This window comes from Pseudomonas trutticola BRTCR10 (assembly GCF_056155105.1).
Window position 1 is genome coordinate 6,336,906 of the sequence record NZ_CM149552.1, and the last position, 26,098, is coordinate 6,363,003.

The 26,098-nt window shown below is 60.1% G+C and carries 28 protein-coding genes; 17 read left to right on the forward strand and 11 right to left on the reverse strand.

What is annotated here, in order from left to right:
• Positions 1-6: 6 nt before the first annotated feature.
• The 3 genes from rnk to cyaY form a co-directional block, all read right to left on the reverse strand.
• Complete coding sequence (gene rnk, locus ACVVH8_RS28850) at positions 7-417, reverse strand: nucleoside diphosphate kinase regulator (protein WP_103302553.1); 411 nt, start codon at positions 415-417, stop codon at positions 7-9.
• Positions 418-675: 258 nt separating this feature from the next.
• The gene (locus ACVVH8_RS28855; protein WP_475227589.1) at positions 676-894 is read right to left on the reverse strand and encodes a DUF1289 domain-containing protein; all 219 of its coding nucleotides are present in this window, start codon (positions 892-894) and stop codon (positions 676-678) included.
• A 4-nt stretch (positions 895-898) separates the two neighbouring features.
• Positions 899-1,231: an iron donor protein CyaY gene (gene cyaY, locus ACVVH8_RS28860; RefSeq protein WP_008084571.1), complete on the reverse strand. Its 333-nt coding sequence runs from the start codon at positions 1,229-1,231 to the stop codon at positions 899-901.
• A 318-nt stretch (positions 1,232-1,549) separates the two neighbouring features.
• Between cyaY and lptM the strand changes: the two genes are divergently transcribed.
• Genes lptM through ACVVH8_RS28890 form a run of 6 tightly spaced genes read left to right on the forward strand, consistent with a single transcriptional unit; the run spans position 1,550 to position 6,156 of the window.
• On the forward strand, positions 1,550-1,723 hold the full coding sequence (lptM, locus tag ACVVH8_RS28865) for an LPS translocon maturation chaperone LptM (protein ID WP_042561715.1): 174 nt from the start codon (positions 1,550-1,552) through the stop codon (positions 1,721-1,723).
• A gap of 9 nt (positions 1,724-1,732) precedes the next feature.
• A complete protein-coding gene (lysA, locus tag ACVVH8_RS28870; protein ID WP_103302556.1) occupies positions 1,733-2,980 on the forward strand; it encodes a diaminopimelate decarboxylase in 1,248 nt (415 codons plus the stop codon).
• Between the two features lie 3 nt (positions 2,981-2,983).
• Positions 2,984-3,814: a diaminopimelate epimerase gene (dapF, locus tag ACVVH8_RS28875; protein ID WP_103302557.1), complete on the forward strand. Its 831-nt coding sequence runs from the start codon at positions 2,984-2,986 to the stop codon at positions 3,812-3,814.
• 13 nt (positions 3,815-3,827) lie between these two features.
• A complete protein-coding gene (locus ACVVH8_RS28880; RefSeq protein WP_103302558.1) occupies positions 3,828-4,553 on the forward strand; it encodes a DUF484 family protein in 726 nt (241 codons plus the stop codon).
• 2 nt (positions 4,554-4,555) lie between these two features.
• Complete coding sequence (gene xerC / locus ACVVH8_RS28885) at positions 4,556-5,455, forward strand: tyrosine recombinase XerC (protein ID WP_039757393.1); 900 nt, start codon at positions 4,556-4,558, stop codon at positions 5,453-5,455.
• Positions 5,452-6,156 (forward strand): HAD family hydrolase, encoded by a 705-nt coding sequence (locus ACVVH8_RS28890; RefSeq protein WP_475227591.1) that lies wholly within the window; start codon positions 5,452-5,454, stop codon positions 6,154-6,156. Before xerC ends, ACVVH8_RS28890 begins: the two co-directional genes overlap by 4 nt.
• 242 nt (positions 6,157-6,398) lie before the next feature.
• On the opposite strand, the gene sutA is transcribed toward ACVVH8_RS28890, so the two are convergent.
• The 4 genes from sutA to glnK all read right to left on the reverse strand — a co-directional run bounded on the left by sutA (position 6,399) and on the right by glnK (position 9,185).
• Positions 6,399-6,725: a transcriptional regulator SutA gene (sutA, locus tag ACVVH8_RS28895; protein WP_007920420.1), complete on the reverse strand. Its 327-nt coding sequence runs from the start codon at positions 6,723-6,725 to the stop codon at positions 6,399-6,401.
• 102 nt (positions 6,726-6,827) lie between these two features.
• Positions 6,828-7,253, reverse strand: coding sequence for a secondary thiamine-phosphate synthase enzyme YjbQ (locus tag ACVVH8_RS28900; RefSeq protein ID WP_102901435.1), 426 nt, complete (start codon positions 7,251-7,253; stop codon positions 6,828-6,830).
• Positions 7,254-7,470: 217 nt separating this feature from the next.
• Positions 7,471-8,808: an ammonium transporter gene (locus tag ACVVH8_RS28905; protein ID WP_103302560.1), complete on the reverse strand. Its 1,338-nt coding sequence runs from the start codon at positions 8,806-8,808 to the stop codon at positions 7,471-7,473.
• 38 nt (positions 8,809-8,846) lie between these two features.
• Complete coding sequence (gene glnK, locus ACVVH8_RS28910; protein WP_002555808.1) at positions 8,847-9,185, reverse strand: P-II family nitrogen regulator; 339 nt, start codon at positions 9,183-9,185, stop codon at positions 8,847-8,849.
• A gap of 395 nt (positions 9,186-9,580) precedes the next feature.
• Between glnK and ACVVH8_RS28915 the strand changes: the two genes are divergently transcribed.
• Both ACVVH8_RS28915 and ACVVH8_RS28920 read left to right on the forward strand, forming a co-directional pair.
• Complete coding sequence (locus ACVVH8_RS28915) at positions 9,581-9,841, forward strand: accessory factor UbiK family protein (RefSeq protein ID WP_007920416.1); 261 nt, start codon at positions 9,581-9,583, stop codon at positions 9,839-9,841.
• A 359-nt stretch (positions 9,842-10,200) separates the two neighbouring features.
• Positions 10,201-10,728 (forward strand): BRO-N domain-containing protein, encoded by a 528-nt coding sequence (locus ACVVH8_RS28920; RefSeq protein ID WP_475227594.1) that lies wholly within the window; start codon positions 10,201-10,203, stop codon positions 10,726-10,728.
• Here the strand turns inward: ACVVH8_RS28920 and ACVVH8_RS28925 are convergent.
• On the reverse strand, positions 10,723-10,992 hold the full coding sequence (locus ACVVH8_RS28925; RefSeq protein ID WP_475227596.1) for a HigA family addiction module antitoxin: 270 nt from the start codon (positions 10,990-10,992) through the stop codon (positions 10,723-10,725). The two genes, ACVVH8_RS28920 and ACVVH8_RS28925, sit on opposite strands and share 6 nt — an antisense overlap.
• A 204-nt stretch (positions 10,993-11,196) precedes the next feature.
• Between ACVVH8_RS28925 and ACVVH8_RS28930 the strand changes: the two genes are divergently transcribed.
• The 8 genes from ACVVH8_RS28930 to ACVVH8_RS28965 all read left to right on the forward strand — a co-directional run bounded on the left by ACVVH8_RS28930 (position 11,197) and on the right by ACVVH8_RS28965 (position 19,591).
• Complete coding sequence (locus tag ACVVH8_RS28930; RefSeq protein WP_401301115.1) at positions 11,197-11,394, forward strand: protein-tyrosine phosphatase family protein; 198 nt, start codon at positions 11,197-11,199, stop codon at positions 11,392-11,394.
• A gap of 147 nt (positions 11,395-11,541) precedes the next feature.
• Positions 11,542-13,035, forward strand: coding sequence for a YifB family Mg chelatase-like AAA ATPase (locus tag ACVVH8_RS28935; RefSeq protein ID WP_475227598.1), 1,494 nt, complete (start codon positions 11,542-11,544; stop codon positions 13,033-13,035).
• A 357-nt stretch (positions 13,036-13,392) separates the two neighbouring features.
• Positions 13,393-14,565: a hypothetical protein gene (locus ACVVH8_RS28940; RefSeq protein WP_475227601.1), complete on the forward strand. Its 1,173-nt coding sequence runs from the start codon at positions 13,393-13,395 to the stop codon at positions 14,563-14,565.
• Between the two features lie 73 nt (positions 14,566-14,638).
• A complete protein-coding gene (locus tag ACVVH8_RS28945; protein WP_213026944.1) occupies positions 14,639-15,181 on the forward strand; it encodes an adenylyl-sulfate kinase in 543 nt (180 codons plus the stop codon).
• Between the two features lie 2 nt (positions 15,182-15,183).
• On the forward strand, positions 15,184-15,933 hold the full coding sequence (locus ACVVH8_RS28950; protein ID WP_103302567.1) for a class I SAM-dependent methyltransferase: 750 nt from the start codon (positions 15,184-15,186) through the stop codon (positions 15,931-15,933).
• A gap of 6 nt (positions 15,934-15,939) precedes the next feature.
• Entirely contained in the window at positions 15,940-18,255 is a 2,316-nt protein-coding gene (locus tag ACVVH8_RS28955; RefSeq protein ID WP_475227603.1) for a PEP-utilizing enzyme, read from the forward strand.
• Complete coding sequence (locus tag ACVVH8_RS28960) at positions 18,252-18,881, forward strand: gamma-glutamyl-gamma-aminobutyrate hydrolase family protein (RefSeq protein ID WP_475227606.1); 630 nt, start codon at positions 18,252-18,254, stop codon at positions 18,879-18,881. The genes ACVVH8_RS28955 and ACVVH8_RS28960 overlap by 4 nt, the downstream gene beginning before the upstream one ends.
• Positions 18,878-19,591: a phosphocholine cytidylyltransferase family protein gene (locus ACVVH8_RS28965; RefSeq protein WP_401301040.1), complete on the forward strand. Its 714-nt coding sequence runs from the start codon at positions 18,878-18,880 to the stop codon at positions 19,589-19,591. Before ACVVH8_RS28960 ends, ACVVH8_RS28965 begins: the two co-directional genes overlap by 4 nt.
• 13 nt (positions 19,592-19,604) lie before the next feature.
• Here the strand turns inward: ACVVH8_RS28965 and ACVVH8_RS28970 are convergent, their stop codons facing one another.
• Positions 19,605-21,581: a methyl-accepting chemotaxis protein gene (locus tag ACVVH8_RS28970; protein ID WP_103302571.1), complete on the reverse strand. Its 1,977-nt coding sequence runs from the start codon at positions 21,579-21,581 to the stop codon at positions 19,605-19,607.
• 181 nt (positions 21,582-21,762) lie between these two features.
• Complete coding sequence (locus ACVVH8_RS28975; protein WP_103302572.1) at positions 21,763-22,683, reverse strand: LysR substrate-binding domain-containing protein; 921 nt, start codon at positions 22,681-22,683, stop codon at positions 21,763-21,765.
• Positions 22,684-22,842: 159 nt separating this feature from the next.
• Between ACVVH8_RS28975 and ACVVH8_RS28980 the strand changes: the two genes are divergently transcribed.
• A complete protein-coding gene (locus ACVVH8_RS28980) occupies positions 22,843-24,240 on the forward strand; it encodes a NorM family multidrug efflux MATE transporter (RefSeq protein WP_213026950.1) in 1,398 nt (465 codons plus the stop codon).
• A gap of 181 nt (positions 24,241-24,421) precedes the next feature.
• Here the strand turns inward: ACVVH8_RS28980 and ACVVH8_RS28985 are convergent, their stop codons facing one another.
• Complete coding sequence (locus tag ACVVH8_RS28985; protein ID WP_103302573.1) at positions 24,422-26,095, reverse strand: putative bifunctional diguanylate cyclase/phosphodiesterase; 1,674 nt, start codon at positions 26,093-26,095, stop codon at positions 24,422-24,424.
• Between the last annotated feature and the right edge of the window lie 3 nt (positions 26,096-26,098).

The window sequence follows — 26,098 nt, forward strand, 5'->3', positions numbered from 1 at the left end:
GGCGGGTCACTCGCGAAAATCACCACCGTTGGCCGGTTGCGATTCGACTTCCAGCAAGGTCAGCTTCAGGGTCTTGCCACCGGGAGCCGGCCAGTCGATGTGTTGACCGACCTTCAGGCCCAGCAGCGCGCTGCCGACCGGCGCCAGAATGGAGATCTTGCCTTCATCGGCGTTGGCATCCTTGGGATAGACCAGCGTCAGGTGGTAATCCTTGCCACTGCCTTCTTCGCGGCAATGCACGCGGGAATTCATCGTCACGACATCGGCGGGGACTTCATCGTGACCGACCACTGTATCGGCGCGGTCCAGTTCGGTTTGCAGCGCAATCACGCCCGGCAGCGAGTCATCCAGGCTGTCGATCAGGCGCTCCAGACGTTGTACGTCCAGACGGGTAAGGGTGATGGAAGGTGCGGTCATGATCCGGGCAGACTCCTTTCTTCTGCACAAAAAAAGCAAAACCCCGCCAAAAAAGACGGGGTTTTCACCGAGCCTCGGTGGGTTGAGGCGTGTTCGGACACTATCACAGCTCAAAAAATATACAAGCCACCCACTTTTGATCTGGCAAGAACCCCCTGTGACGAGGGGATTTATCCCAGATGGGTCGCGCAGCGGCCCCAAGCTTTTGAGACTGCTGTGCAGTCTGTCGGGGATAAATCCCCTCACCACAGGGTCAAGTCAAGTCAGGGATTTTCGTGCGGCAGCCTGCTGACAGATGATCCGCCGCCGCTCGTCGTCTGCCGAGCGCCATTCGCGAATGTCCTCAACATGCCGGAAACAACCGAGGCAAACCCTCTGTTCATCCAGTCGGCACACGCCGCTGCACGGCGAAGGCACGGCCGGGCTGACGTTGCTGTAAAGCGGCTTGGGCGGACGAACAGGAGCGGTGTCAGTCACGGAATCACAGACCTTCGAAATCGAAATCAGCGCCGGCCTGCTGCTTGACGATGCGCTCAAGCATTTCGCCTAGCTGCTCTTCGCTCTTGTCGCACATCCAGCGTTCGCTCTCTTCGTCGTAGTCGAAGTGGAAACCACCGGACACCGCCGCCAGCCACAGCTGACGCAGTGGCTCCTGACGGCTGAAGATCAGCTGCGAGCCGTTTTCGAACTTGACGGTGAGCACACCGGCCGAGTTCTCCATGTCGATATCCAGGTCGCTTTCGTCAAAGATGTCTTCCAGTTTTTCCTGGGTTTCATCGACCAGATCGTGGAAACGGGCTTCGGACAAACTCATTGCGGCAACCTCAAAAAATGTCTGATCAGGCTCAAGCGCCGAAAGATACGGACGCCGCTGGCCGATTGCAAAGATTAACGACCAAGCACCTCTATGGCACTGTAAACACCGTACCTGTGGGAGCGGGCTTGCCCGCGATGAGGCCGGCAAATTCAACATCAATGTCGACTGAACCACCGCAATCGCGGGCAAGCCCGCTCCCACAGGGTTCTACGTACTGGCGGACGAGCCCCGCCGGACGGGTGGGCCATCACATAGGCAAGCCGCCGGGTGGCCGGTATACTCCGGCGCAATTAACGCATTTTCAAGGATTTCGCCATGAAGCGCCTGATCTCTTCCCTTGCTGCGCTCGTCGCGGTTGCCTGCCTCGTTTCGGCCTGCGGTCAAAAAGGCCCGCTGTACCTGCCCGATGACGATCAGGACCCGGCCGAGCAAGCCCAGTCTTCGCAAAAGCAGCCTGCCTCCAAGGCACACAAGCACGACGTTTACTAAGGGATCGCCATGGACGCTTTTAACTACCGTGGCGGGGAGCTGTTCGCGGAAGGTGTGGCGCTGTCCGCCATCGCCGACCGTTTCGGCACGCCCACCTATGTTTACTCGCGCGCGCACATCGAAGCCCAGTATCTGGCCTACGCCGATGCGCTGGCCGGCATGCCGCATCTGGTGTGCTATGCGGTCAAAGCCAACTCCAACCTCGGTGTACTGAATGTCCTGGCCCGTCTCGGCGCCGGTTTCGACATCGTTTCCCGTGGTGAGCTGGAGCGCGTACTTGCCGCTGGCGGCAGCCCTGACAAGATTGTGTTTTCCGGTGTCGGCAAGACCCGAGACGACATGCGTCGTGCGCTGGAAGTCGGCGTGCACTGCTTCAACGTCGAATCCACCGACGAGCTCGAGCGTCTGCAAGTGGTTGCCGCCGAACTGGGCGTTCGCGCACCGGTTTCGCTGCGTGTGAACCCGGATGTCGATGCTGGCACCCACCCGTACATTTCCACCGGTCTCAAAGAGAACAAGTTCGGCATCGCCATTGCCGACGCCGAAGACGTGTACGTGCGCGCCGCGCATCTGCCGAACCTGGAAGTGGTCGGTGTCGACTGCCACATCGGTTCGCAACTGACCACCCTGCCGCCGTTCCTCGATGCCCTTGATCGCTTGCTCGATCTGGTTGATCGCTTGGGCGATTGCGGCATTCACCTGCGCCACATCGATCTCGGTGGCGGCCTGGGTGTGCGTTATCGCGATGAAGAGCCGCCACTGGCTGCCGACTACATCAAAGCCGTGCGTGAGCGTCTGCACGGTCGTGATCTGGCGCTGGTGTTCGAGCCGGGCCGTTTCATCGTCGCCAATGCCGGCGTACTGCTGACGCAGGTCGAGTACCTCAAGCACACCGAGCACAAAGACTTCGCCATCGTCGACGCGGCGATGAACGACCTGATCCGCCCGGCGCTGTATCAGGCCTGGATGGATGTCACTGCGGTCAAACCGCGTGACACTGCTGCGCGCAAGTACGACGTGGTCGGCCCGATCTGCGAGACCGGCGACTTCCTCGCCAAGGACCGCGAGCTGGCACTGGAAGAAGGCGACCTGCTGGCGGTTCATTCGGCCGGTGCCTACGGCTTCGTGATGAGTTCCAACTACAACACCCGTGGCCGTGCCGCTGAAGTGTTGGTAGACGGTGATCAGGTATTTGAAGTGCGCCGCCGCGAAACCGTGGCCGAGCTGTTTGCCGGCGAAAGCCTGCTGCCGGAGTAACCCATGCTGCTGCGTTTTACCAAAATGCACGGCCTGGGCAATGACTTCATGGTTCTCGACCTGGTCAGCCAGCACGCGCATATTCAGCCAAAGCACGCCAAGCAATGGGGCGACCGGCACACCGGTATCGGCTTCGACCAGTTGCTGATCGTCGAGGCGCCGAGCAACCCGGACGTGGATTTCCGTTATCGGATCTTCAACTCCGACGGTTCCGAAGTGGAACAGTGCGGCAACGGTGCGCGCTGCTTCGCACGTTTCGTGCTCGACAAGCGTCTGACCGCCAAGCGCCAGATCCGCGTCGAGACCAAGGGCGGCATCATCGAGCTGGACGTGCGTAACGACGGCCAGATCGGCGTGAACATGGGCGCCCCGCGCCTGGTGCCGGCGGACATTCCGTTCGAAGCACCGGCGCAGGCCGCAAGCTATCAGTTGGAAGTCGACGGCACCACGGTCGAACTGGCGGCGGTGTCGATGGGCAATCCACACGCGGTGTTGCGCGTGCAGGACATCAACAGTGCTCCGGTGCATGAGCTGGGGCCGAAGATCGAACACCACCCGCGCTTCCCGGCACGGGTCAATGTCGGTTTCCTCCAGGTCATCGACCGCAACCGCGCGCAATTGCGCGTGTGGGAACGCGGCGCCGGGGAAACCCAGGCCTGCGGCACCGGCGCTTGTGCGGCGGCTGTCGCAGCAATCAGTCAGGGGTGGATGGATTCGCCGCTGTTGATCGACTTGCCCGGCGGGCGTCTGTCCATTGAATGGGCAGGCCCTGGCCAACCGGTGCTGATGACCGGTCCGGCAGTGCGTGTATACGAAGGACAAGTGCGTCTTTGAGTGAGCAGAAGCCATGACCGATAAGCCTCAGGTACCCGCCCGACAGTCCGACGAATCAGCGTCCGAGAGCCTGGAGGCGGCAGCGGTTGCCGCGTACCTGGAGGCTCATCCGGACTTCTTCGTCGAACATGAAGAATTGCTCCCGGCCTTGCGTATTCCGCATCAGCGCGGCGACACCGTATCGCTGGTCGAACGGCAAATGACCATCCTGCGCGACCGCAATGTCGAGATGCGTCACCGCCTCTCGCATTTGATGGATGTCGCCCGTGACAACGATCGGCTGTTCGACAAGACCCGCCGCCTGATCCTCTCGCTGATGGACGCCGCCAGCCTGGAAGACGTGGTCATCAGCGTTGAAGACAGCCTGCGTCAGGACTTTCAGGTGCCCTTCGTCAGCCTGATTCTGCTCGGCGACAACCCGGCTCCGGTCGGTCGCTGGGTGACCCACGCCGACGCACAAACGGCCATCGGCGGTTTGCTCACCGAAGGCAAAAGCGTCAGCGGCAACCTGCGCGAACATGAACTGGATTTCCTCTTCGGCGAAGAACAGCGCAAGCAGATCGGTTCGACCGCCGTGGTCGCGGTCAGCCATCAAGGCATCCACGGGATTCTGGCGATTGCCAGCCGTGATCCGCAGCACTACAAGAGCTCGGTCGGCACACTGTTCCTGAGCTACATCGCCGAAGTCATGGGCCGCGTGCTGCCACGGGTCAACAGCTCCCTGCGCTCGGTACGCTGAGCATGGAACGACAACTGGACGCTTACTGCGAACACCTGCGCAGTGAGCGGCAGGTGTCGCCGCACACGCTGTCGGCCTACCGCCGCGACCTCGATAAAGTCCTCGGCTGGTGCATCAAGCAGAACATCGGCAGCTGGGCCGCGCTGGATATTCAGCGCCTGCGCAGTCTGATCGCCCGCCTGCACGCGCAGGGCCAGTCCTCGCGCAGCCTCGCGCGACTGCTCTCGGCGGTGCGCGGGCTCTATCACTATCTGAATCGCGAAGGCCTCTGCGACCACGATCCGGCGACCGGTCTGGCGCCACCGAAAGGCGAACGTCGCCTGCCAAAAACACTCGACACCGACCGTGCACTGCAACTGCTTGAGGGCGCGGTCGAGGATGATTTTCTGGCGCGACGCGATCAGGCGATTCTGGAGTTGTTCTATTCCTCCGGCCTGCGCCTTTCCGAACTGACCGGACTCAATCTTGATCAACTCGACCTCGCCGATGGCATGGTTCAGGTACTCGGCAAGGGCAGCAAAACCCGTCTGTTGCCGGTCGGTAAAAAAGCCCGTGAAGCCCTCGAACAATGGCTGCCTTTGCGGGCCATGACCAACCCGGCGGACGACGCCGTGTTCGTCAGCCAACAAGGCCGACGCCTCGGCCCACGGGCAATTCAGGTGCGGGTCAAACTGGCCGGCGAGCGTGAACTGGGGCAGAACCTGCACCCGCACATGCTGCGTCATTCCTTTGCCAGCCATTTGCTGGAATCCTCGCAGGACCTGCGCGCGGTGCAGGAACTGCTCGGACACTCGGACATCAAGACCACGCAGATCTACACCCACCTGGACTTCCAGCACCTGGCGGCGGTCTACGACAGTGCCCACCCACGGGCCAAACGCATGAAAGGCGATGATTCATGAGCATCCAGTTGATCACCTTCGACCTCGACGACACCCTGTGGGACACCGCCCCGGTGATCGTCAGCGCCGAAGCCGTATTGCGCGAATGGTTGAGCGAACATGCACCGAATCTGGGTGCGGTACCGGTGGAGCATCTGTGGGCGATTCGTGAGCGTGTATTGGCAAACGAGCCAGGGCTCAAGCATCGGATCAGTGCGTTACGCCGGCGGGTGTTGTTTCATGCGATGGAAGACGCTGGATACGCCCATGGCGAAGCCAACGACTTGGCAGACAAGGGTTTTGAAGTGTTTCTGCATGCGCGACATCAGATCGAAGTATTTCCTGAAGTTGAGCCGGTGCTGGAGATTCTCGCCAATCATTACTCGCTTGGCGTGGTCACCAATGGCAACGCCGATGTGCGCCGGTTGGGGCTGGCGGATTACTTCAAGTTTGCGTTGTGCGCGGAAGACATCGGCATCGCCAAACCGGATGCGCGGCTGTTTCATGAGGCGTTGCAACGCGGTGGCGCCACCGCCGAAACCGCCGTGCATATCGGTGATCACCCGGGCGATGACATTGCCGGCGCACAGCAGGCGGGCATGCGCGCGATCTGGTTCAACCCGGCGGGCAAAGTCTGGGAAGCCGAGCGTCTGCCGGATGCCGAGATCCGCAACCTGACCGATTTGCCAGCGGTGCTCGCACGCTGGAATGCCAGGGCCTGACACAATCCGTGTGGAAACCATGTGGCGAGGGGATTTATCCCCGATGGGCTGCGAAGCAGCCCCAAATGCAGCGCATCGTGCTTTCCTGACACTCCGCCCAAGCTGACTTTACGACTGCTTCGCAGCCGATCGGGGATAAATCCCCTCGCCACACAAGCCTCTCTTACAGGGCGTCCCTGTTATTTCAGGCATGAAAAAGCCCGCAGCGACGGCGGGCTTTTTCAGCAAGCAAGCGGCAGGCCTCAGATAGGGCGGCTACCGTACTTGTTGTCCGGCTTCTTCGGAGGATCGGCGACCACGTTGGCCTCCACTTCCTGCACTTTTCCGCCGCGCGACAGGAACTCTTCCATGGCCTTGGCCAGGGCGTCGCGCTCCTTGTTCTTGGCTTCAATGCTCGGCAACTCGTCTACCGACACCGCAGCCTTGGCTTTGCCTTTGGCAGCCGGCGCCGGCGTATCGTCACCGCCATCGTCGTCAGCAACGTCTTCCGCTGCTGCTTCCAGGCCTTCCTCGGCCTCGTCTTCGTCGCCTACTTCGAGGTCGTCGTTTTCCAGATCATCGTCGCTCATGTTCTACCTCATGACTTGCGAAAAGCAGATTAGTTATAGACCAGCTTTGGCAACTGTCGAAAGTCGCCGTTAAAAAATCAGTAACCATTGGTGACCAACGGTTTATGCCCCTTCACCGTGCAAGGTGGCGAGGACTTTTCGAGCACCGCCATGATCACGGTGCTCGCCCAGATAAACGCCTTGCCAGGTGCCCAGTGCCAAACGGCCTGCCGAAACCGGCAGACTGATCTGACAGCCAAGCACGCTGGCCTTGAAGTGCGCCGGGAGGTCGTCCAGGCCTTCGTCGTTATGCTCATAGCCGTCTGTTCCTTGTGGGATCAGACGATTGAAAAATCGTTCGAAGTCGCGACGGACCGCCGGATCGGCGTTCTCGTTGATGGTCAACGACGCCGAGGTATGCTGCAGCCACAAATGCAACAGACCGACCCGGCACTCCCTGAGTTCAGGCAGGCCTTTGATCAACTCGTCCGTTACCAGATGAAAGCCCCGGGGCCGTGCCCGCAGGGTTATCAGAGTCTGTTGCCACATACAGTTCTCCGCACGTTCGGGGCGCATTCTAGCGCGCTCTGGGAAAAAACAAAGGCCCTAATATTCCTGCAATCATGTAAGCCATTGCCCGCAGAAAAACACCCGTCGTAAACACGACCAAAGGCGTACGAAAAATCCTTTCAGCTGTATCGTGATCGACAAATTCCAGACAAAAAAAATGCCCGGCGAGCCGGGCAAATTTTTTCAATGCGCGTACTTACAAGTTGTAGCCGCGTTCGTTGTGTTGTGCCAGATCGAGGCCCACCGACTCTTCTTCCTCGGTCACACGCAGACCCATCACAGCATCCAGAACCTTGAGGATGATGAAGGTGACGATCGCGGTGTAGATCACCGTGAAGCCGACGCCTTTGCACTGAATCCACACTTGTGCGGCGATGTCGGTGACGGTGCCGAAGCCACCCAGCGACGGTGCGGCGAACACACCGGTGAGGATCGCGCCGAGGATACCGCCGATACCGTGCACGCCGAACGCGTCCAGGGAGTCGTCATAACCGAGTTTGCGTTTGAGGGTGGTGGCGCAGAAGAAGCACACCACGCCCGCCGCTAGACCGATCACCAGTGCGCCCATCGGGCCCACGGTACCGGCAGCCGGAGTAATCGCTACGAGGCCGGCAACCACACCCGAGGCGATGCCCAGTGCGCTTGGCTTACCGTGAGTGATCCACTCGGCAAACATCCAGCCCAGTGCAGCAGCAGCGGTAGCAATCTGGGTAACCAGCATCGCCATACCGGCAGTGCCGTTGGCCGCAGCAGCAGAACCGGCGTTGAAGCCGAACCAGCCAACCCACAGCATCGCCGCGCCCATCAGGGTGTAACCCAGATTGTGCGGAGCCATCGGGGTGGTCGGGAAACCTTTGCGCTTGCCCAGAACCAGGCAGCAGATCAGACCGGCAACACCGGCGTTGATGTGCACCACGGTGCCGCCCGCGAAGTCGAGCACGCCCCAGTCCCACATCAGACCGCCGTTACCGGACCAGACCATGTGCGCGATCGGTGCGTAAACCAGGGTGAACCAGATGCCCATGAAGATCAGCATCGCGGAGAACTTCATCCGCTCGGCGAACGCACCGACGATCAACGCCGGGGTGATGATCGCGAAGGTCATCTGGAAGGTGACGAACACTGCCTCAGGAAACAACGCCGCAGGCCCGGTCAGGCTGGCTGGCGTGATGCCCGCGAGGAACGCCTTGCCGAAGCCGCCGACAAAGGAGTTGAAGTTGACGACGCCCTGCTCCATGCCGGTGGTGTCGAACGCGATGCTGTAGCCGTAAATGACCCACAGGACGCTGATCAGACCGGTAATGGCGAAGCATTGCATCATCACGGAAAGAATGTTTTTCGAGCGAACCATGCCGCCGTAGAACAGCGCCAGGCCCGGGATGGTCATGAACAGCACGAGGGCTGTCGAGGTGAGCATCCAGGCAGTGTCGCCGGAATTGAGGACCGGGGCCGCCACTTCGTCTGCCGCCATAGCAAGGCTTGGCATTACGATGGACAACAGGGCTCCTAGCCCTGCGAATTTACGCAGAGTCATATTGTTTTCTCCTGGGGCGTTGGGGTTTGTGGCGGCGTTTAAATCGCGTCGGTATCGGTTTCGCCGGTACGGATGCGAATCGCCTGTTCCAGATTGACCACGAAGATCTTGCCGTCACCGATCTTGCCGGTGTTGGCCGCCTTGGTTATCGCCTCGATAACCCGATCCAGATCTTTGTCGTCGATGGCCACGTCGATTTTCACCTTGGGCAGAAAATCGACCACATATTCCGCGCCGCGATACAGCTCGGTGTGACCCTTCTGCCGGCCGAAGCCTTTGACTTCAGTAACGGTAATGCCCTGCACGCCGATTTCGGACAGCGACTCGCGCACGTCGTCCAACTTGAACGGCTTGATGATGGCAGTGACTAGCTTCATGAAACTCTCTCCCGAATTGGTGGACTTGCCCCAGGAAAACAAACCCGACTCAAGTCTAAGCGCAGTGCCTGGCTTTGTAACGCATCGCTGACGCCAGCTAACCGCATCAGACGAAACTCCCCGCTTCGCCTGCCGCACTGCATTCGTCACAGCGACTGCATCAGTGCATGGGTCGAAGGTGACTAAGCAGAAACCTTGCCATCTCGCCAAAATCCCCTGATTTCAATCCCTTGGCCGCTGCCGCAAGCCATCCCGCGCAAAAGGCCCAGCGGATACGCACAACAACGGTGCGTCGCCGTCCGTCTGCCTGCGCGAAAAGCGTGCATCCCTGACCACGAGATTGACTATAGACACTGCGTGATACACTGCCGGCCATTGTTTCCAGGACATCCACCATGCTCGCGCCCAAAGACTTCCTCGACGCCCTGAGTGGCACCGCCTCCCGTCTGTTCAGCGGCGACACCCCGCTGCCGAAAGCCGAAATCGAAAGCCAGTTCAAGATGCTGCTGCAGAGTGCCTTCAGCAAACTCGATCTGGTCAGCCGTGAAGAGTTCGATAGTCAGATGGTTGTACTGGCCCGCACACGAGCCCGCCTCGAAAGCCTAGAAGCCAAGGTTGCCGAGATGGAAGCCAAGCTGACACCGCCCGCTGAATAATCCGCGCCCCCTGTAGGAGCTGCCGAAGGCTGCGATCTTTTGATCTCCAGCCCTTCAACCATCCCGGCAACGTCCTACAACCTGCACCACCGCCGTCCGATTGCGCCGAAAAGCCCAGGTTTCTAAGCTCATCCGATGCTGAATGTTCAGCACCGGGTTTGGCGACCTGGACAGCTTAAGGCGCACGACAACCATGATGGCGGCTACATTTACCGCCACATCGTTTCATGGCGGTTGTGCGTGGGAGACCTTCGGGTCTGCCGGGTTCCTTTTGCTCCGGTTCGCCAACCCGCGTACAACTGCCACCCAATCGTTTGGCGACGATTGAGGGCAGCCCCTTAAGCAAGAGGAACTGCTCAATGAATCAAGAAGAGACTTATCTAAAACCTTACATCTTCACCCGCCACAAACTCCCCCTCCACGCCCTCCTCATCCAGAACCAACCCTGGTTCTGCGCCCGAGACCTGAGCCGCCTGCTGCATATCTACCTCAACGAACGCATGCTGCGAAAACTCGATCCCGACCAATACCAGACCCGCAAAACCCTGATCCACAATCAAATCGAAAACACCCTGCTGATCAGCGAATCCGGCATCTACGCCCTCCTCGTCTACCACTACTGCCCCGAATACCGAGCGCTACGCGAATGGCTCACCCACCAGGTCATCCCCACCCTGCGCGACGCCCAACACCCCACCACAAACGAACGTCCACACCTGAGCCTGCTCAGTTGGCCGGACATGACGTTGAGTTTGTTGCACTGGAATAACCAGCCGTGGATTCGGTTGCAGGATGTGCCGCTGATGGTCGTGGAACGGGAAAAGCCGAAACGCTCAGAGGCAGGACCTTGGTGGAAAAGGGCTACACGGATGTTGCAATCGCTATAAACCCGCATGCCTGATCTGAGCCCTGCGCAAATCGTAAGTCGATTGGAGATTCATCCAGAACTCAGGCGTAGTGTTGAGATGAGTGGCAAGTCTGATTGCCAGGTCGGCGCAGATCCTCAGCTGGCATTTCACAAGCTTTTCGATCTCACTTTCGGGCCAGTTCGTGGGCATGGCCAGATCCATGACGGTCATGCCCAACGGCTCCATGAATTCCTTATTCAGAACCTCGCCCGGATGAATCGGGCGCATACCATTGCGGTCCATTTTTCGCCTCCAGAGACTGCATCGAGCGGCCAAACTGGAGCATAGGACACAGAGATACAAGACCGTCGAAAGCCTTTCGCCGGCGTCCTACAACTATTAGGGCATGGCCCTACAAAAATCAGCGTCTGCGCCTGATTACGCGACCTTTCCTCCTTGTACTACGGTGACCAGCGAAGCATTTGTCACCCGAAAAACGAGGCCTCAATGAAAGACAAAAAGAGAAGGAAAAAGCTAGAAGAGATTGTTGGATATCACGCTGAAGCACTTCGGTTAGCCGGAGGTATTTCAGCCAATCAGCGTCGTTTTATTGAGGTAGCGGCCAATTACGGTAAAGAACTCGAACCGGATGGTTGGTTGGCCGGGGGAGGAAGCCAAGTAAGAAATCCCGAAGAAGAAAACTAATGTGGCGCCTCTACTGAACGTGGAAGGGCACCTTGGCAACATCCAGTGAAGGTTTGCCCTCGGATCCGTGTCGCCTGGATTCGCTCTCCCAACTACCCTTCAAAAACCCGCAGGAAGCGGCTCCCCGATTCAGCTCAAGGAACGACCATGTCCCTCTCCATCGTCCACAGTCGCGCCCAGATTGGCGTGGAAGCCCCCGCCGTCACCGTCGAAGTTCACCTGGCCAACGGTCTGCCGTCGCTGACCATGGTCGGCCTGCCCGAGGCGGCGGTGAAGGAGAGCAAGGATCGGGTGCGCAGCGCGATCATCAATTCCGGGCTGCAGTTTCCGGCGCGGCGGATCACTTTGAATCTGGCGCCGGCGGATCTGCCCAAGGACGGCGGGCGGTTTGATCTGGCGATTGCCTTGGGGATTCTGTCGGCGAGTGTGCAGGTGCCGTGTCTGACGCTGGATGATGTGGAGTGTCTGGGTGAGTTGGCGTTGTCCGGCGCAGTACGAGCAGTGCGCGGTGTGTTGCCGGCAGCACTGGCGGCGCGCAAGGCCGGACGGGCGCTGGTGGTGCCGCGGGCGAATGCCGAGGAAGCATGTCTGGCCTCGGGTTTGAAGGTGTACGCGGTGGATCATCTGCTGGAAGCGGTGGCACATTTCAACGGGCACACGCCCGTCGAGCCTTATGTATCGGACGGCTTGATTCATGCCGCCAGACCCTATCCCGATCTCAACGAAGTGCAGGGGCAAATGGCAGCCAAACGTGCGCTGCTGATCGCGGCGGCGGGCGCGCACAACCTGTTGTTCAGCGGGCCGCCGGGAACGGGCAAGACATTGTTGGCCAGTCGATTGCCGGGACTGCTCCCGCCATTGTCCGAATGCGAAGCACTGGAAGTGGCCGCCATTCAATCCGTCGCCAGCGGCGTGCCGTTGACCCATTGGCCGCAACGTCCTTTTCGCCAGCCACACCACTCGGCATCAGGCCCGGCACTGGTCGGCGGCAGTTCGAAACCGCAACCCGGCGAAATCACCCTGGCCCATCACGGCGTGCTGTTTCTCGATGAGCTGCCGGAGTTTGATCGCAAGGTGCTGGAGGTGCTGCGCGAACCGCTGGAGTCCGGCCACATCGTGATTGCACGAGCCAAGGACGGCGTGCGCTTTCCAGCGCGCTTTCAATTGGTGGCAGCGATGAACCCGTGTCCCTGTGGATATCTGGGTGAACCAAGTGGCAAGTGTTCGTGCACGCCGGACATGGTTCAGCGTTATCGCAACAAGCTGTCGGGCCCCCTCTTGGACCGGATCGACTTACACCTGACGGTGGCGCGGGAGGCAACGGCGCTGAACCCTGCGGTCCAGCCAGGGGAAGACAGCGCCAGTGCCGCCGCGCTGGTAGCCGAGGCCCGCGAGCGACAACAGAAACGTCAGGGATGTGCCAATGCGTTTCTTGATCTGCCGGGGCTGCGTCGCCACTGCAAGTTATCCACAACCGACGAGACCTGGCTGGAATCAGCCTGTGAACGACTGACCTTGTCGCTGCGCTCGGCGCACCGACTTCTCAAGGTCGCCAGGACGTTGGCCGACCTAGGGCAGGAAGAAAACGTCCGGCGCGAGCACTTGGCAGAGGCGTTGCAATATCGGCCGGCAACACAGTGAGAATGACAGCGCTACTCGCAAATGGGCGGGGCAAAAAATAAACATCCGAGTGCCGATGGCCATAGACCGAGATGTGATATAACGGCGACGCTCTTTTTATTAGTTATCCGTCCATCGTCAAGACATAGAGCATTTTCAGCGTAGAAATGGAGGCTGGACATCATGGAGAAGATATCTATTGCTTATCGGGCAAAGCCGTCAATCAACCAGTGTAGTCATTACTCAAGCCAAACTTGGCTTGCATGCGTTTACCTGGTCGTCAATTTAAATCCAGACAACTACAAAGTCCTTGCCCAGCATTATTACCCGGCTTGACATCGACCTTATTTAAACAAACTTTAAAAGCGCAACTTCATAATGAAAAACGTTTACTTGCTCAGCAACGTGGTGGATGGTGGCAAAACATATCTCGAGTATCTGATCCCCGCGCTCAATTCGCTTCGAGAAAAGTATAACTGTGTCGTACTCAATACTGATCGTACCGGCTTAAGCCGAGAGGAAGTCGAAGCCGTCCTCGATTTCCCGGTAAAGCAGGTTGGCAATGACTTCATTGCAAGCCTGAAATCGCAGGTTGTCATTTCAAATGATGCCTATGCCGGGCGTCTGCTGGACGATTCAAATTTTGGCATCTTCATCAGCCACGGCAATGTCGGCATGCCGACCAAAGACAAGTATTACTACGCAGAGCTGACTTCTTACTGGGATGCGATCATCGCTTCTTCCCGGTCGGGCTTCGATTTGATTACGGCCGGAATGCAGGCATACCGTCGCGACAGAAAGGCTCTGAAAACAATGCTGATCGATGGACTGGCGTTGCGTTCGGACATGCGCAAAACCAGCCCGGTGGCTACGCTGCCCGTGAAGATTCCGGGCATTTTTGAATCATCACCGCCTTCGAAAAAAACTTCCGACGACTATGTCGTAGGGCTTCTGCCGACCCAACTGGGTATCTGCCCGAACGGGGCGACACTGTATGAAAACCTGCAGACCGTCATCAATGCAGTCAAATCGCAAATTCCCCACGCAAAATTCATCCTGCGTCCGTACATGGCCGAACTTTCCCATCCGACCGTAAAGGCTCTGTGCGAAGAACTGTCTGCCTATGACTGGATAACCATCGACAAGGCCGGCACCAGCAGCACGGCTTTCTACGCACAATGCGACACGGTCATCACCGATGCATCTACCGGTGGTGTTTCGTTCATGCTCAATACCTGCAAGCTGCCGATTTATTACGTGCCCTTTACCGAAGAAAGCAATCTCACGGTCGACGCCTGGCTAAAGCAAATGGATAACCTGTTGCCAATTGCCAGAAGCAGCAATGAGCTCAGAGACATGGCGCTAGGGTTCAGCCTGCTGGCACGAGAAGACAGTTATTACATATACAACAAGTTCTACCAGGCACAATACAGCGACTTGCCCCTGCCTCAGGAAGTGTTCCACGACCTGATTGAATACCGGCACGAGTCGAAGTATTGCCCACTCTCGATTGACTCTTTCGGCGACATTAACGAGCGGGACAAACATTAAAATAAAGCACGCCAGCCCTCATGCGAGGAAACAGCCTGCCGATACACTCGAATCGAACACGAGTCAGAACACTATGAAATGTGATGCTGATGGACAGGTAATCTGGATTACGGGCCTTTCAGGTGCGGGCAAGTCAACGCTGGCCCGTGAACTCGTTGCCAGACTGCGTACTGAAGGACGATCGGTGGTCATGCTCGATGGCGATGAGTTGCGCGAAGTATTCGGCGCAGCCGCCGCCAACTCACAGAACCATGGCCGTGACGGACGACTGGCGCTGGCGATGCAATATGCCCACCTGTGCCGAATGATTGCCGCGCAAGGCCAGACCGTGGTGATTGCAACGATTTCGCTGTTTCGCGAAGTCCATGCATGGAACCGCGCCCACCTGCCCGGCTATTTCGAAGTTTATTTGAAGGTCCCGGTCGAGGAATTGCGTCGCCGCGACCCGAAGGGGATCTACCGTCGATACGATGCCGGGGAACTGCACAATGTTGCCGGGCTTGATCTGACCATTGATGAACCGCAAGCGGCAGACTGGCTTGTAGAGTTCGACCCGCAGCGCTCCAGGCAAACCCTGGCAGAAGATTTGATCAATAAAATTTATGGAAGGAACTGAGTATGAAAACCGAATGGGACTACACCACTCTGGCCGATGCCTATTTGAAGCGCCCTGACTACGCCGATGCCGCCATTGACGCCATGCTCTCGATCGCTGGCGCCGAGCAAGGCGACAAGTTCTGCGACGTCGGCGCGGGCGTTGCACACTTGACGCTGATGCTGGCCGCCCGTGGCCTGGATGTCACCGCGGTAGAACCCAACGATGCAATGCGCGCCAACGGCATCAAGCGCACCGCCGCGCTGGCCAATGTCAAATGGCACGAAGGCACCGGTGAAGTGACCGGGCAAGCGGCGCAGGCATTCGACATGGTCACGTTCGGCAGCTCCTTCAATGTCTGCGACCGTCAGCAGGCACTCAAGGAAACCGCGCGCATTCTCAAACCGCGCGGCTGGTTTGCCTGCATGTGGAACCACCGCAATCTGGAAGATCCGATTCAGGCGCGAATCGAAGCCATCATCAAAGAGCGCGTCGCCGGCTATGGCTACGGCACCCGTCGTGAAGACCAGACTGCCGTGATCGACGCCAGCGAGCTGTTCGGCCCGGTCGTGCATCTGGATGCGCGGGTCATCCACGAGCAATCCATCGCAGAGTGCCTGGAAGCCTGGCGCTCCCACGCCACGCTGGAACGTCAGGCGGGCGCGAAATTTCACGAAGTCATCAGCGCCATCGACGATTACCTGCAAAGCCTGCAGACGCCGTCGATCGAGATCCCGTACTCGACGAATATCTGGGTCGCTCAGCTGAGATAACGCCTGATGGCCCTGCATTTCTCTACCAAGGCCGGCACCTTGTCGCGCCTGAAAGGGCGGCTCGCGTCGGCACGCATTGCGCCGCTGCTCGCGTTTACCGTGGAGCAGTGGCACGCGGATCGGCGCGCCTGCATTCAGGATCTCCGCGGGCGGCTGCCTGCCCCCTCCTGGATCGTGCGCTCCAGCTGTGGCCGCGAGGACAGCGCCGAGGCTTCTTTCGCCGGCGCCTTTCTCTCGGTGCCGAATGTCGAAGAAGCAGGGCTTGAGTCGGCGGTTGAGCAGGTCATCGCCAGTTATGGCGAGACGCATCTGAGCGACGAGGTGCTGATTCAACCCATGCTCGGCAACGTGATCCGTTCCGGCGTGGCGTTTTCCCACGACCCGAATACCTGCGCGCCGTACCGTGTGGTGAACTGGTCGGAAGGTGACGACACCGCATCGGTCACCGGCGGCATGGGCGGACGGTTGTGGCAGCAGGCGGCGCACAGCCCCGTTTCACCGCCCGCAGCCCTCTCACCGATCATTGCTTTGCTTGAGGAGCTGCTGGAGCTGTTCGGCGGTGGCCCCGTCGACTGCGAGTTCGCGGTGACGTGCGAAGCCGAAGGCGAGGCCTTGTGGCTGTTGCAGGCCCGGCCGTTGATTCTGCCTGCCCGGGCAGAGTCCGAAGCCGCGCAGGCTGCCCGCCTGCAAAGTATCGAGCAGAAAATCGCTCGCGGCATGCGCCCGCATCCATTCCTGATCGGCCAGCGCACGGTCTACGGCGTGATGCCCGACTGGAACCCGGCAGAGATCATCGGTATCCGCCCCAAACCGCTGGCGCTGTCGCTGTATCGCGATCTGGTGACCGACTCCATCTGGGCTTACCAGCGTCACAACTATGGCTACCGCAACTTGCGCAGCTTCCCGCTGATGCCGCACTTTTTCGGTTTGCCATATATCGATGTGCGCCTGTCGTTCAACTCGTTCATTCCGGCAGACCTCGACGAGGGACTGGCCGGGCGACTGGTCGACTACTACATTGATCGGTTGCTGGCAGAGCCGACCCTGCACGACAAGGTGGAGTTCGAGATCGTTTTCTCCTGCTACACCCTGGACCTGTCGCAACAACTGGAGCGCCTGGCCAGTGCAGGCTTTTCCGCGCACGAACTGGAGGCCATCAGTTCCAGTCTGCGCAAACTGACTAACCGCATCGTGCATCCCAAGGATGGTTTGTGGCGCAGCGACGCCAACAAACTCGATGTGCTCAATGCCCGCCGCGAAGAGCTGCTGGCCTCCAACGCCGATCCGCTGGAGCGCATCTACTGGCTGCTGGAAGACGCAAAACGCTACGGCACCCTGCCCTTCGCCGGCCTGGCCCGTGCGGGTTTCGTTGCGGTGCAGATGCTCAGGTCACTGGTCAGCGTGGGTGTTTTCTCGCAAGCCGACTACGATGCGTTCATGGCCGGCGTCTCAACCGTCAGCGGTCAGTTGGCGCGTGATCGGGCGACACTCGACAAGACAACTTTCCTCGCACGCTACGGGCACCTGCGCCCCGGCACCTACGACATTCTGTCGCCACGTTACGATGAAGCACCGGAACTCTACTTCGACTGGGACCAGCGACCAGCAGCCCCCGAGCCACTGCAACCGTTTTCGCTGACGCTGCCACAGATGCGCGAGATCGTGAAACTGCTCGAGGCCCATGGCCTGCAACCGGATCCGGTAGGGCTGCTGGACTTCCTGCAAAACGGCATCGAGCTGCGCGAACTGGCCAAGTTTCATTTCACCCGCAACCTGTCGGATGCCCTCGCGCTGATCGCGCAAGTCGGCGCCGAGTACGGCATCGACCGCGAAGAACTGGCTTATTGCGATATCAGCGCCTTCCAGGAACTGCACGTTGCCGCTGCCGACCCAAAAGACGTGCTGCTGCGCAGCATCGAACAAGGCAAGGCGCGCTACGCAGAAACACTGAAGGTGTCCCTGCCACCCGTCATCACCTGTCCGGAAGATGTCTGGAGCTTCGAGTGGCCGGAAACGGCGCCCAACTTCATCACGCAAAAACGTGTGACGGCACCCGTGGTGCAATGCGATGACCGGGAAAAGCTGGCCGGGGCGATTGTCTGCATTCCCAACGCGGACCCCGGTTTCGACTGGTTGTTCGCTTATCCGATTGCCGGGCTGATTACCGCGTGGGGCGGAGCCAATTCGCACATGGCGATTCGCGCCGGTGAACTCGGCCTGCCGGCCGTCATTGGCGCTGGAGAAGTGCTTTACCGGCGCTGGTCGACAGCAGATATCCTGCATCTGGACTGCCCGGGCCGCAGGGTGGAGATGATGACATGAAGCGGGTCGCTGTCAGTCAGAGAGTGGACCTGCATCCGGAGCGCGGCGAAAGCCGCGATGCCCTGGATCAACGCCTGATCGACTTTCTGCTGGCTGCGGGGTTCATCCCCCTGCCGGTGCCCAACGGATTGTTCGATGCCGGCCTCGAACACTGGCTGGCCGCTGTATCGCCTCAGGCATTGCTGTTGTCCGGTGGCAATGACATCGGCCAGTGCCTGGCCCGCGATCTCACCGAGACACGCCTGCTCGATCACGCACGCTCGCGCAATCTGCCAGTGCTGGGCATCTGCCGCGGCATGCAGATGCTGGGGCATTGGGCAGGTAGCGAACTGAAAGCGGTCAGCGGGCACGTGCGCACCCGGCATCGCCTGTCCGGGGAGATCGTCGCCGAGGTCAACAGCTATCACAGCCAGTCTCTGGCCAGTTGTCCGCAGGACTTTGAAGTTCTGGCGCGCAGTGAGGACGGCGAAATCGAAGCGATCCGGCACCTGTCTCGCCCTTGGGAAGGCTGGATGTGGCACCCGGAGCGCGAGACGGACTTTGCATCCCACGATATTCAGCGCATTCGCCAGCTGTTCGGCGAAACCGATTCCACTCAAACAACTCAAGGGACCGATGTGTCGTGAAAGCCATTATCCTGGCTGCCGGACGTGGCAGCCGCATGAAAAGCCTCACGGATGATTGCCCCAAATGCCTGGTGGAGTTGCGTGGCAAGCCGCTGCTCGAATGGCAACTAGAGTCGTTGCGTGCAGCGGGTATCAGTGAAATCGCGGTGGTCACCGGCTACAAACGCGAATTACTGGCCGACCGCGGCCTGACCGAGTTTCATAACTCTCGCTGGGCAGACACCAACATGGTGTCATCACTGGCCTGCGCCGAAGCCTGGCTTGAAGGCCAGCCGTGCATCGTCAGTTATTCGGATATTTTTTACAGCCCGGACGCCGTCAGGTCGTTGATGACCAGCGAAGCGTTGCTGGCCGTCACCTACGACCCCAACTGGCTGGAACTGTGGACCCAGCGTTTTGGCGATCCACTGCTGGATGCTGAAACATTCCGGCTCAATAGCGACAACACGCTGGCCGAAATCGGCAACAAACCGCAATCAGTGGGGGAAGTCGAAGGCCAGTACATGGGGTTGCTGCGCTTCACGCCCGCAGGTTGGGCAGAAGTCGTGCGGCTACGGGATGAGTTAACCTCAAGCCAGTGCGACAAGATGCACATGACCAATACCCTGCAGCGCGTCATCGACGCCGGTCGGGTAGCGATCCAGGCCGTTGCCTATTCAGGGGAGTGGGGAGAGGTCGACTCCAGCGAAGACCTCTCCGCGTACCAATAACCGGCACGCCGTATCAGCGGAAACGATCAACCTCGGAGCGCAGATCGGCGGCCAGCTTCTCCAGTTCCCTGGCGGTGACCGCCAGGTTGGAAACCACTTCTCGCTGCTCACTGTTGGCCAGCGCAATGCTCTGCAAATTGCTGCTCAGCAACGTCGCGGTACTGCTCTGCTCCTGAGTCGCCGTGGTGATTGCGGCAAACTGCTGCCCCGCCGAACGGCTCTGTTCATCAATGCGCGCCAGCGCCGACGCGACATTGGCGTTACGCGACAGGCCTTCCTGCATCAGCAGATTGCCCTGCTCCATGGTGCTGATCGCGTTGCCGGTTTCCTGCTGGATACTGTGAATCATGCCGGAGATTTCATCGGTCGCCTGACGGGTGCGCGATGCCAGATTACGCACTTCATCCGCCACTACCGCAAAGCCGCGACCTTGTTCACCGGCACGGGCCGCTTCGATCGCGGCGTTGAGCGCGAGCAGATTGGTTTGTTCGGCGATCGAGGTGATCACGCTGACGATGCCGCCGATTTCCTGGGAACGCTGACCCAATGTGTTGATCACGGTGGCGGTGGTGTTCAGCGCGCCGGCGATTTGCTCCAGAGAGGAAGACGCCTCGTCCATCGAGGTACGACCGATCTGCGTCTGCTGAGCGTTTTCCTGCGCCAGGCGCTGGGTGGCGCCCATGTTGTCGGCAATGTTCAGCGAGGTAGCACTGAACTCTTCCACCGCGCCGGCCATGCTGGTGATTTCACCGGACTGTTGCTCCATGCCTTCGTAGGCGCCGCCGGACAAACCGGACAGTGCCTGCGCACGGCTGTTGACCTCTTCCGAAGAGCGACGAATGTGCTCGACCATGGTCGACAGCGCCTGGCTCATCTGGTTGAACGCGCGGGACAGCTGACCGATCTCATCATTGCTCGACACGTTCAGACGCACGCTCAGATCACCGGCACCCAAAGCTTCGGCCTGCCGTACCAGATCGCTCAACGGCGCGAGTTTGCTGCGCAGCAGCCACACCACCGAACCCACCGCCAGCAACATCGCCAACAGGCTGCCGATCGCCAATTGCGTACCGACGCTCCAGGTCACCGCACGAATCTCGGCTTTCGGCATGCTCGCCACTACCGACCACGGGCCGCCGTCAAATGGTACGGCGATGCTGTAGAAGTCTTCCGAGGTATCGCTCCAGAACTCACCCTTGCCCGGTTTCGCAGCCAAGCCCTTGATCACCGGTACGGCTTGTTCCGGGGCCTGCACACCCGCCGGCGCCACCAGCCATTTATTCTGCTCGTCGAGCAACGCCAGCGACCCGCTCTGGCCGATGCGGAAACGCTTGAGATTGTCGAACTGAATGTTCTGCGCGTCGGTGTAGTCGAAACCGACGAACAGCACCGCAATCACCTTGCCGCTGCCATCGCGCACCGGGGTGTATTGAGTCATGTAGGAGCGATCGAACAACAAGGCGCGGCCGACATAACCCTGCCCCGCCATCAACTTCGCGTAAGCCGGGTGCGCGTGATCGAGCAAGGTGCCGATAGCGCGAGTGCCATCCTGTTTGGTCAGCGAGGTGCTGACCCGCACGAAGTCTTCGCCGCTGCGCACGAACAGCGTGGCGACGCCGGCCGTCATCTGCTTGAACTCGTCAACTTCCTTGAAGTTGTTGTTCAGCACTTCGCCGCCCAGGTGCAGGCCCGGGGTCTGGGTGCCGGCAACGGTCACCGGCTCACTCGGGTGAATGCTCAGACCTGCGCTGAAGCGCTTCTCGAACAACCCGCTCAGACGCTGGGTGCTTTCACGCAGCGTGCCGTGAAAGGTGCTCAGTTGGTCGGCCAGCAGCCGCGCCTCACTGGCCAAGTGCTCTTCACGGGTGGCGAGGTTGGCGGTATCCAGCGAACGCAGGGCGAACACCGTACTGCCGCTGATGACAATCGCCAGTATCACGGCGAGCGCGAGGCCCAGCTGCGAGGCGATCCGAGCGCGAGGTTGAGACATGGACAGCTCCTGGCCGAACTTGCCGATCCTCCTTGATCGCAGCTCGGATAATTTTCTAATGGGGGTGAATCGTGGAGACCGGCACGACGGTTCCACATGCACGTATTCGGCGGTAGAACCGAATACTTGAGCGATCAGCAGGGTTATGGCACAAGGCCGGCATTGTGGCGGCTCTAACGTTTCAGCTCAAGCGTGTTACAGCCGGCAGCGCCATGGCGCGGACTTCGCCTTGCAGGAAGTCGCTGAGGCGGCGCAAACGTTCACCTCCCGGACGGGTTTTTGGCCACACGAGGTAATAATTCAGGCCGCTGGCGACGGCGGTCGGCCACGGCAGACTCAAGCGCCCCTGCGCCACATCCTCGGCGACCATCAGCAAATCGCCCATCGACACGCCGTACCCACGAGCCGCCGCGATCATGCCCAACTCCAGGGTATCGAACACCTGCCCGCCCTTGAGCGAGACCTGATCAGACAGCCCCATGTGCTCCAGCCAACTGCGCCAGTCGCGGCGATCCGGTGTCGGGTGCAGCAACTCGGCGCTGGCCAGTCGCGCCACGTCCCAGGGCTGATCGTTCAGCAGGTTCGGCGCACCGACCGGAATCAGCTCCTCGGGAAACAGCTGGCTGGCCTCCCAGTCTGGCGGGAAATGTCCGTCGCTCAGAAGCACCGCACAATCGAACGGCTCATTGTTGAAGTCCACCGAATCCACGTCCATCCACGCGCTGGTCAATTGCACTTCGTTGCCCGGCTGCAAATGACGGAAGCGACTGAGCCGCGCCAGCAACCAGCGCATGGTCAGGGTCGACGGCGCTTTCATGCGCAGGATGTCGTCCTCGGCACGCAAGGTATTGCAAGCGCGCTCCAAAGCGGTGAACCCGTCACGGATGCCCGGCAACAGCATCCGCGCCGATTCGGTCAGTTGCAGATTACGCCCGCTGCGGTGAAACAGCCGGCAGGCGAAATGTTCCTCAAGCGTACGAATATGCCGACTGACCGCACTTTGAGTGATCGACAACTCTTCGGCGGCGCGGGTGAACGAGCTATGCCGCGCCGCCGCTTCAAATGCGCGCAGGGCATACAACGGAGGAAGTCGACGGGACATGCACAAAGCTCCTGTTTACGGGATACGGCCAATCTGTCGGCATCTTCTCAGGATGAGTTTTAATCATGCAACCCATCCTTTTTATCCCTTTGTGCAATCCCCTCCAAGCGCCGAGAATCGACGGTCCCTTGTTCCCTCTATTGATGAGTGGTGATGACCATGCAGCATCCTGTGCGTACCGAACTCTGGGCCATCCTGCGGCTATCGGGGCCGTTGATCGCTTCACAGTTGGCGCACATGTTGATGGTGCTGACCGACACCCTGATGATGGCGCGCATCAGCCCCGAAGCCCTGGCCGGCGGCGGGCTGGGCGCGGCGAGCTATTCGTTCGTGTCGATCTTCTGCATCGGCGTGATCGCTGCGGTCGGCACCCTGGTGGCGATCCGTCAGGGCGCCGGCGACATCATTGGCGCGGCACGCCTGACTCAGGCCGGATTGTGGCTGGCGTGGCTGATGGCGCTGGGTGCCGGGTTGCTGCTGTGGAATCTGAAACCGCTGTTACTGCTGTTCGGCCAGACCGAAACCAACGTCACCGCAGCCGGACAATTCCTGATCGCCCTGCCCTTCGCCCTGCCGGGCTATTTGAGCTTCATGGCCCTGCGCGGCTTCACCAGTGCAATTGGCCGGGCGACCCCGGTGATGGTCATCAGCCTTGGCGGCACGGTGGCCAATTTCCTGCTCAATTACGCATTGATCACCGGTATGTTCGGCCTGCCGAAACTGGGCCTGATGGGCATCGGTCTGGTCACGGCGATTGTCGCCAACTGCATGGCGCTCGCGCTGGCCTGGCATATCCGTCGGCATCCGGCCTACGACGCTTATCCATTGCGTACCGGCCTGTCGCGGCCAAATCGCCAATACTTGAAAGAGTTGTGGCGCCTCGGCCTGCCGATTGGAGGCACCTACGCAGTGGAGGTCGGTTTGTTCGCCTTCGCGGCGCTGTGCATGGGCACCATGGGCAGTACGCAAATGGGTGCGCACCAGATTGCCCTGCAGATCGTTTCGGTAGCGTTCATGGTGCCAGCGGGCATGTCGTACGCGATCACCATGCGCATCGGCCAGCATTACGGCGCCGGACAATTGAACGTTGCGCGGATGTCCGGGCGGGTCGGGATCGTCTTCGGTGCGGTGGTGATGCTGGGTTTTGCCATGGTGTTCTGGCTGCTGCCGAATCAATTGGTCGGGTTGTTCCTTGATCACAATGATCCGGCGTTTGCTGAAGTGATTCGCCTGGCAGTGAGCCTGCTGGCGGTGGCGGCGTGGTTCGAGTTGTTCGACGGCACGCAGACGATTGCCATGGGCTGCATCCGTGGGCTCAAGGATGCCAAGACCACGTTCTTGGTCGGGCTCGGTTGCTATTGGCTGATCGGTGCGCCGGCGGCGTGGTGGATGGCGTTCCACTTGAACTGGGGGCCGACGGGGGTGTGGTGGGGGCTGGCGCTGGGGCTGGCGTGTGCGGCAGTGAGTTTGACGCTGGCGTTTGAGTGGAAGATGAAGCGGATGATTCGGCGTGAACCTGCATCCTCAAGTCACTACACGGTCGCGCAGCCTGACTGAGATCCCTTGTAGGAGTGAGCCTTTGTGGCGAGGGGTTTTATCCCCGATGGGTGGCGAAGCCGCCCCAACACCGGTAGCTGAGGTTTATAAGATGTTCCCAGTGCTAAGGTTTGCGACTGCTTCGCAGCCGATCGGGGATAAATCCCCTCGCCACAATGTTGTTCCAAATTGAGTTATGGAGTTAGCTCACGACTTCCAGTGCTGGGTGCTGACTCGATCCGAAGGTCAGGTACGCCACTAGCTCCGCCAACGGCAGCGGCTTGCTGATCAGATAGCCCTGCACCTGATCGCAGCCAAACCCGCGCAGCAATTCGAGCTGCTCCGGCGTTTCCACCCCTTCCGCCACCACCTCCAGATGCAGGTTGTGCGCAAGATTGATCATCGCGTGCACCAGTTTGCGGTTTTCTTCGCGCTGTTCCATGCCGCCGACGAAGCTCTTGTCGATCTTCAGCAGAGTGATCGGCAGGCTGTTGAGGTGCACGAACGATGAGAATCCGGTGCCGAAGTCATCCAGCGAAAAGCGCACGCCAAGACGGCCGAGGGCGTCCATGGTCTGTTTGACCAGATCGCTGCGGCGCATCACCGCAGTTTCGGTCAGCTCGAATTCCAGCCACTGCGCCTCGACCCCACGTTCGGCAATCAGCCGACTGAGGGTCGGCAGCAACTGACTGTCCTGAAACTGACGGAAGGACAGGTTGATCGCCATGTGCAGCGCCGGTAAACCGTGCTCGCGCAGGGCCTGCATGTCGCGCAGCGCACGGGAAATCACCCAGTAGCCCAGCGGCACAATCAAGCCACTCTGCTCGGCCAGCGGCACGAATTCGCTTGGCGGCAGCAAGCCACGCTCACTGTGACGCCAGCGCACCAAGGCTTCGAGGCCGACGATCTGGCCGTCTTCGAGATTCAGCCGTGGCTGGTAATGCAGCTCCAGCTCATCGCGACGCAAGGCCCGGCGCAGCTCGCTTTCGAGGTCGGCCATGCTCCGTGCGTTGCGATTGATGCGTTCGTTGAAGATATGGAAGGTGCAGCCCTGGGTGCTCTTGGCCTGCTGCATGGCGATGTGCGCGTGCCACATCAGCGGGTCGGCGCCACCCTGTGCGCGGGCATGGGCAATACCAAGGCTCGAGCCGATCAACAGGCTTTCGCCGTCGACCCAATAAGGTTCGGCCAAGGCTTCGGTGATGCGTTCGGCCATCCACTCGGCGCGCTGCGGTGCGCGGCGGGTGTCGATCAGCAGGGCAAACTCATCGCTGCCGAGGCGCGCCAGTTGATCGCCGGCCTCCAGCTGGCTTTTCAGCCGCGAGACGACTTGCAGAATCAAGCGGTCGCCGGCCTGATGGCCGAGGGCGTCGTTGGCGTGACGGAAATTATCGAGGTCGAGATGCCCGAGCGCCAGGCCACGACCATCGCCTTCGGCAAGGCGCGCGGTGAGCAAGGTCTGGAAGCCCTGACGGTTGGCGATACCGGTCAGCGGGTCCTGTTCGGCAAGACGTTGCAGGGTGTTTTCGAGAACGCCGCGTTCGCGCACATGGCGCAGGCAACGCCGCAGCATGCCGGCATCGAGCGCGTCGAACACCAGCCAGTCACTGACGCCAACGGGCGCGGTCTCGGGTTCGTGTTCCAGCAGCAATACCGTCGGCAGGCTGCAACGACCGGGCGCCGGCTGCAACGCGGGAAGGGTCAACAGCACCGCATGGCGGTTGTCTTCGAACAAACTGCTGACCGACTCCCAGCTCGGCGCGCTGATCAGCACCGCCGCGCTCCCCATCGGAGCCAGACACTCACGCAATAACGCTGTCCACGCTGGCTCTTCGGCCAGTAGCAGCAAACGCAAGGGTTCGACAGGCGTAGACAAGCT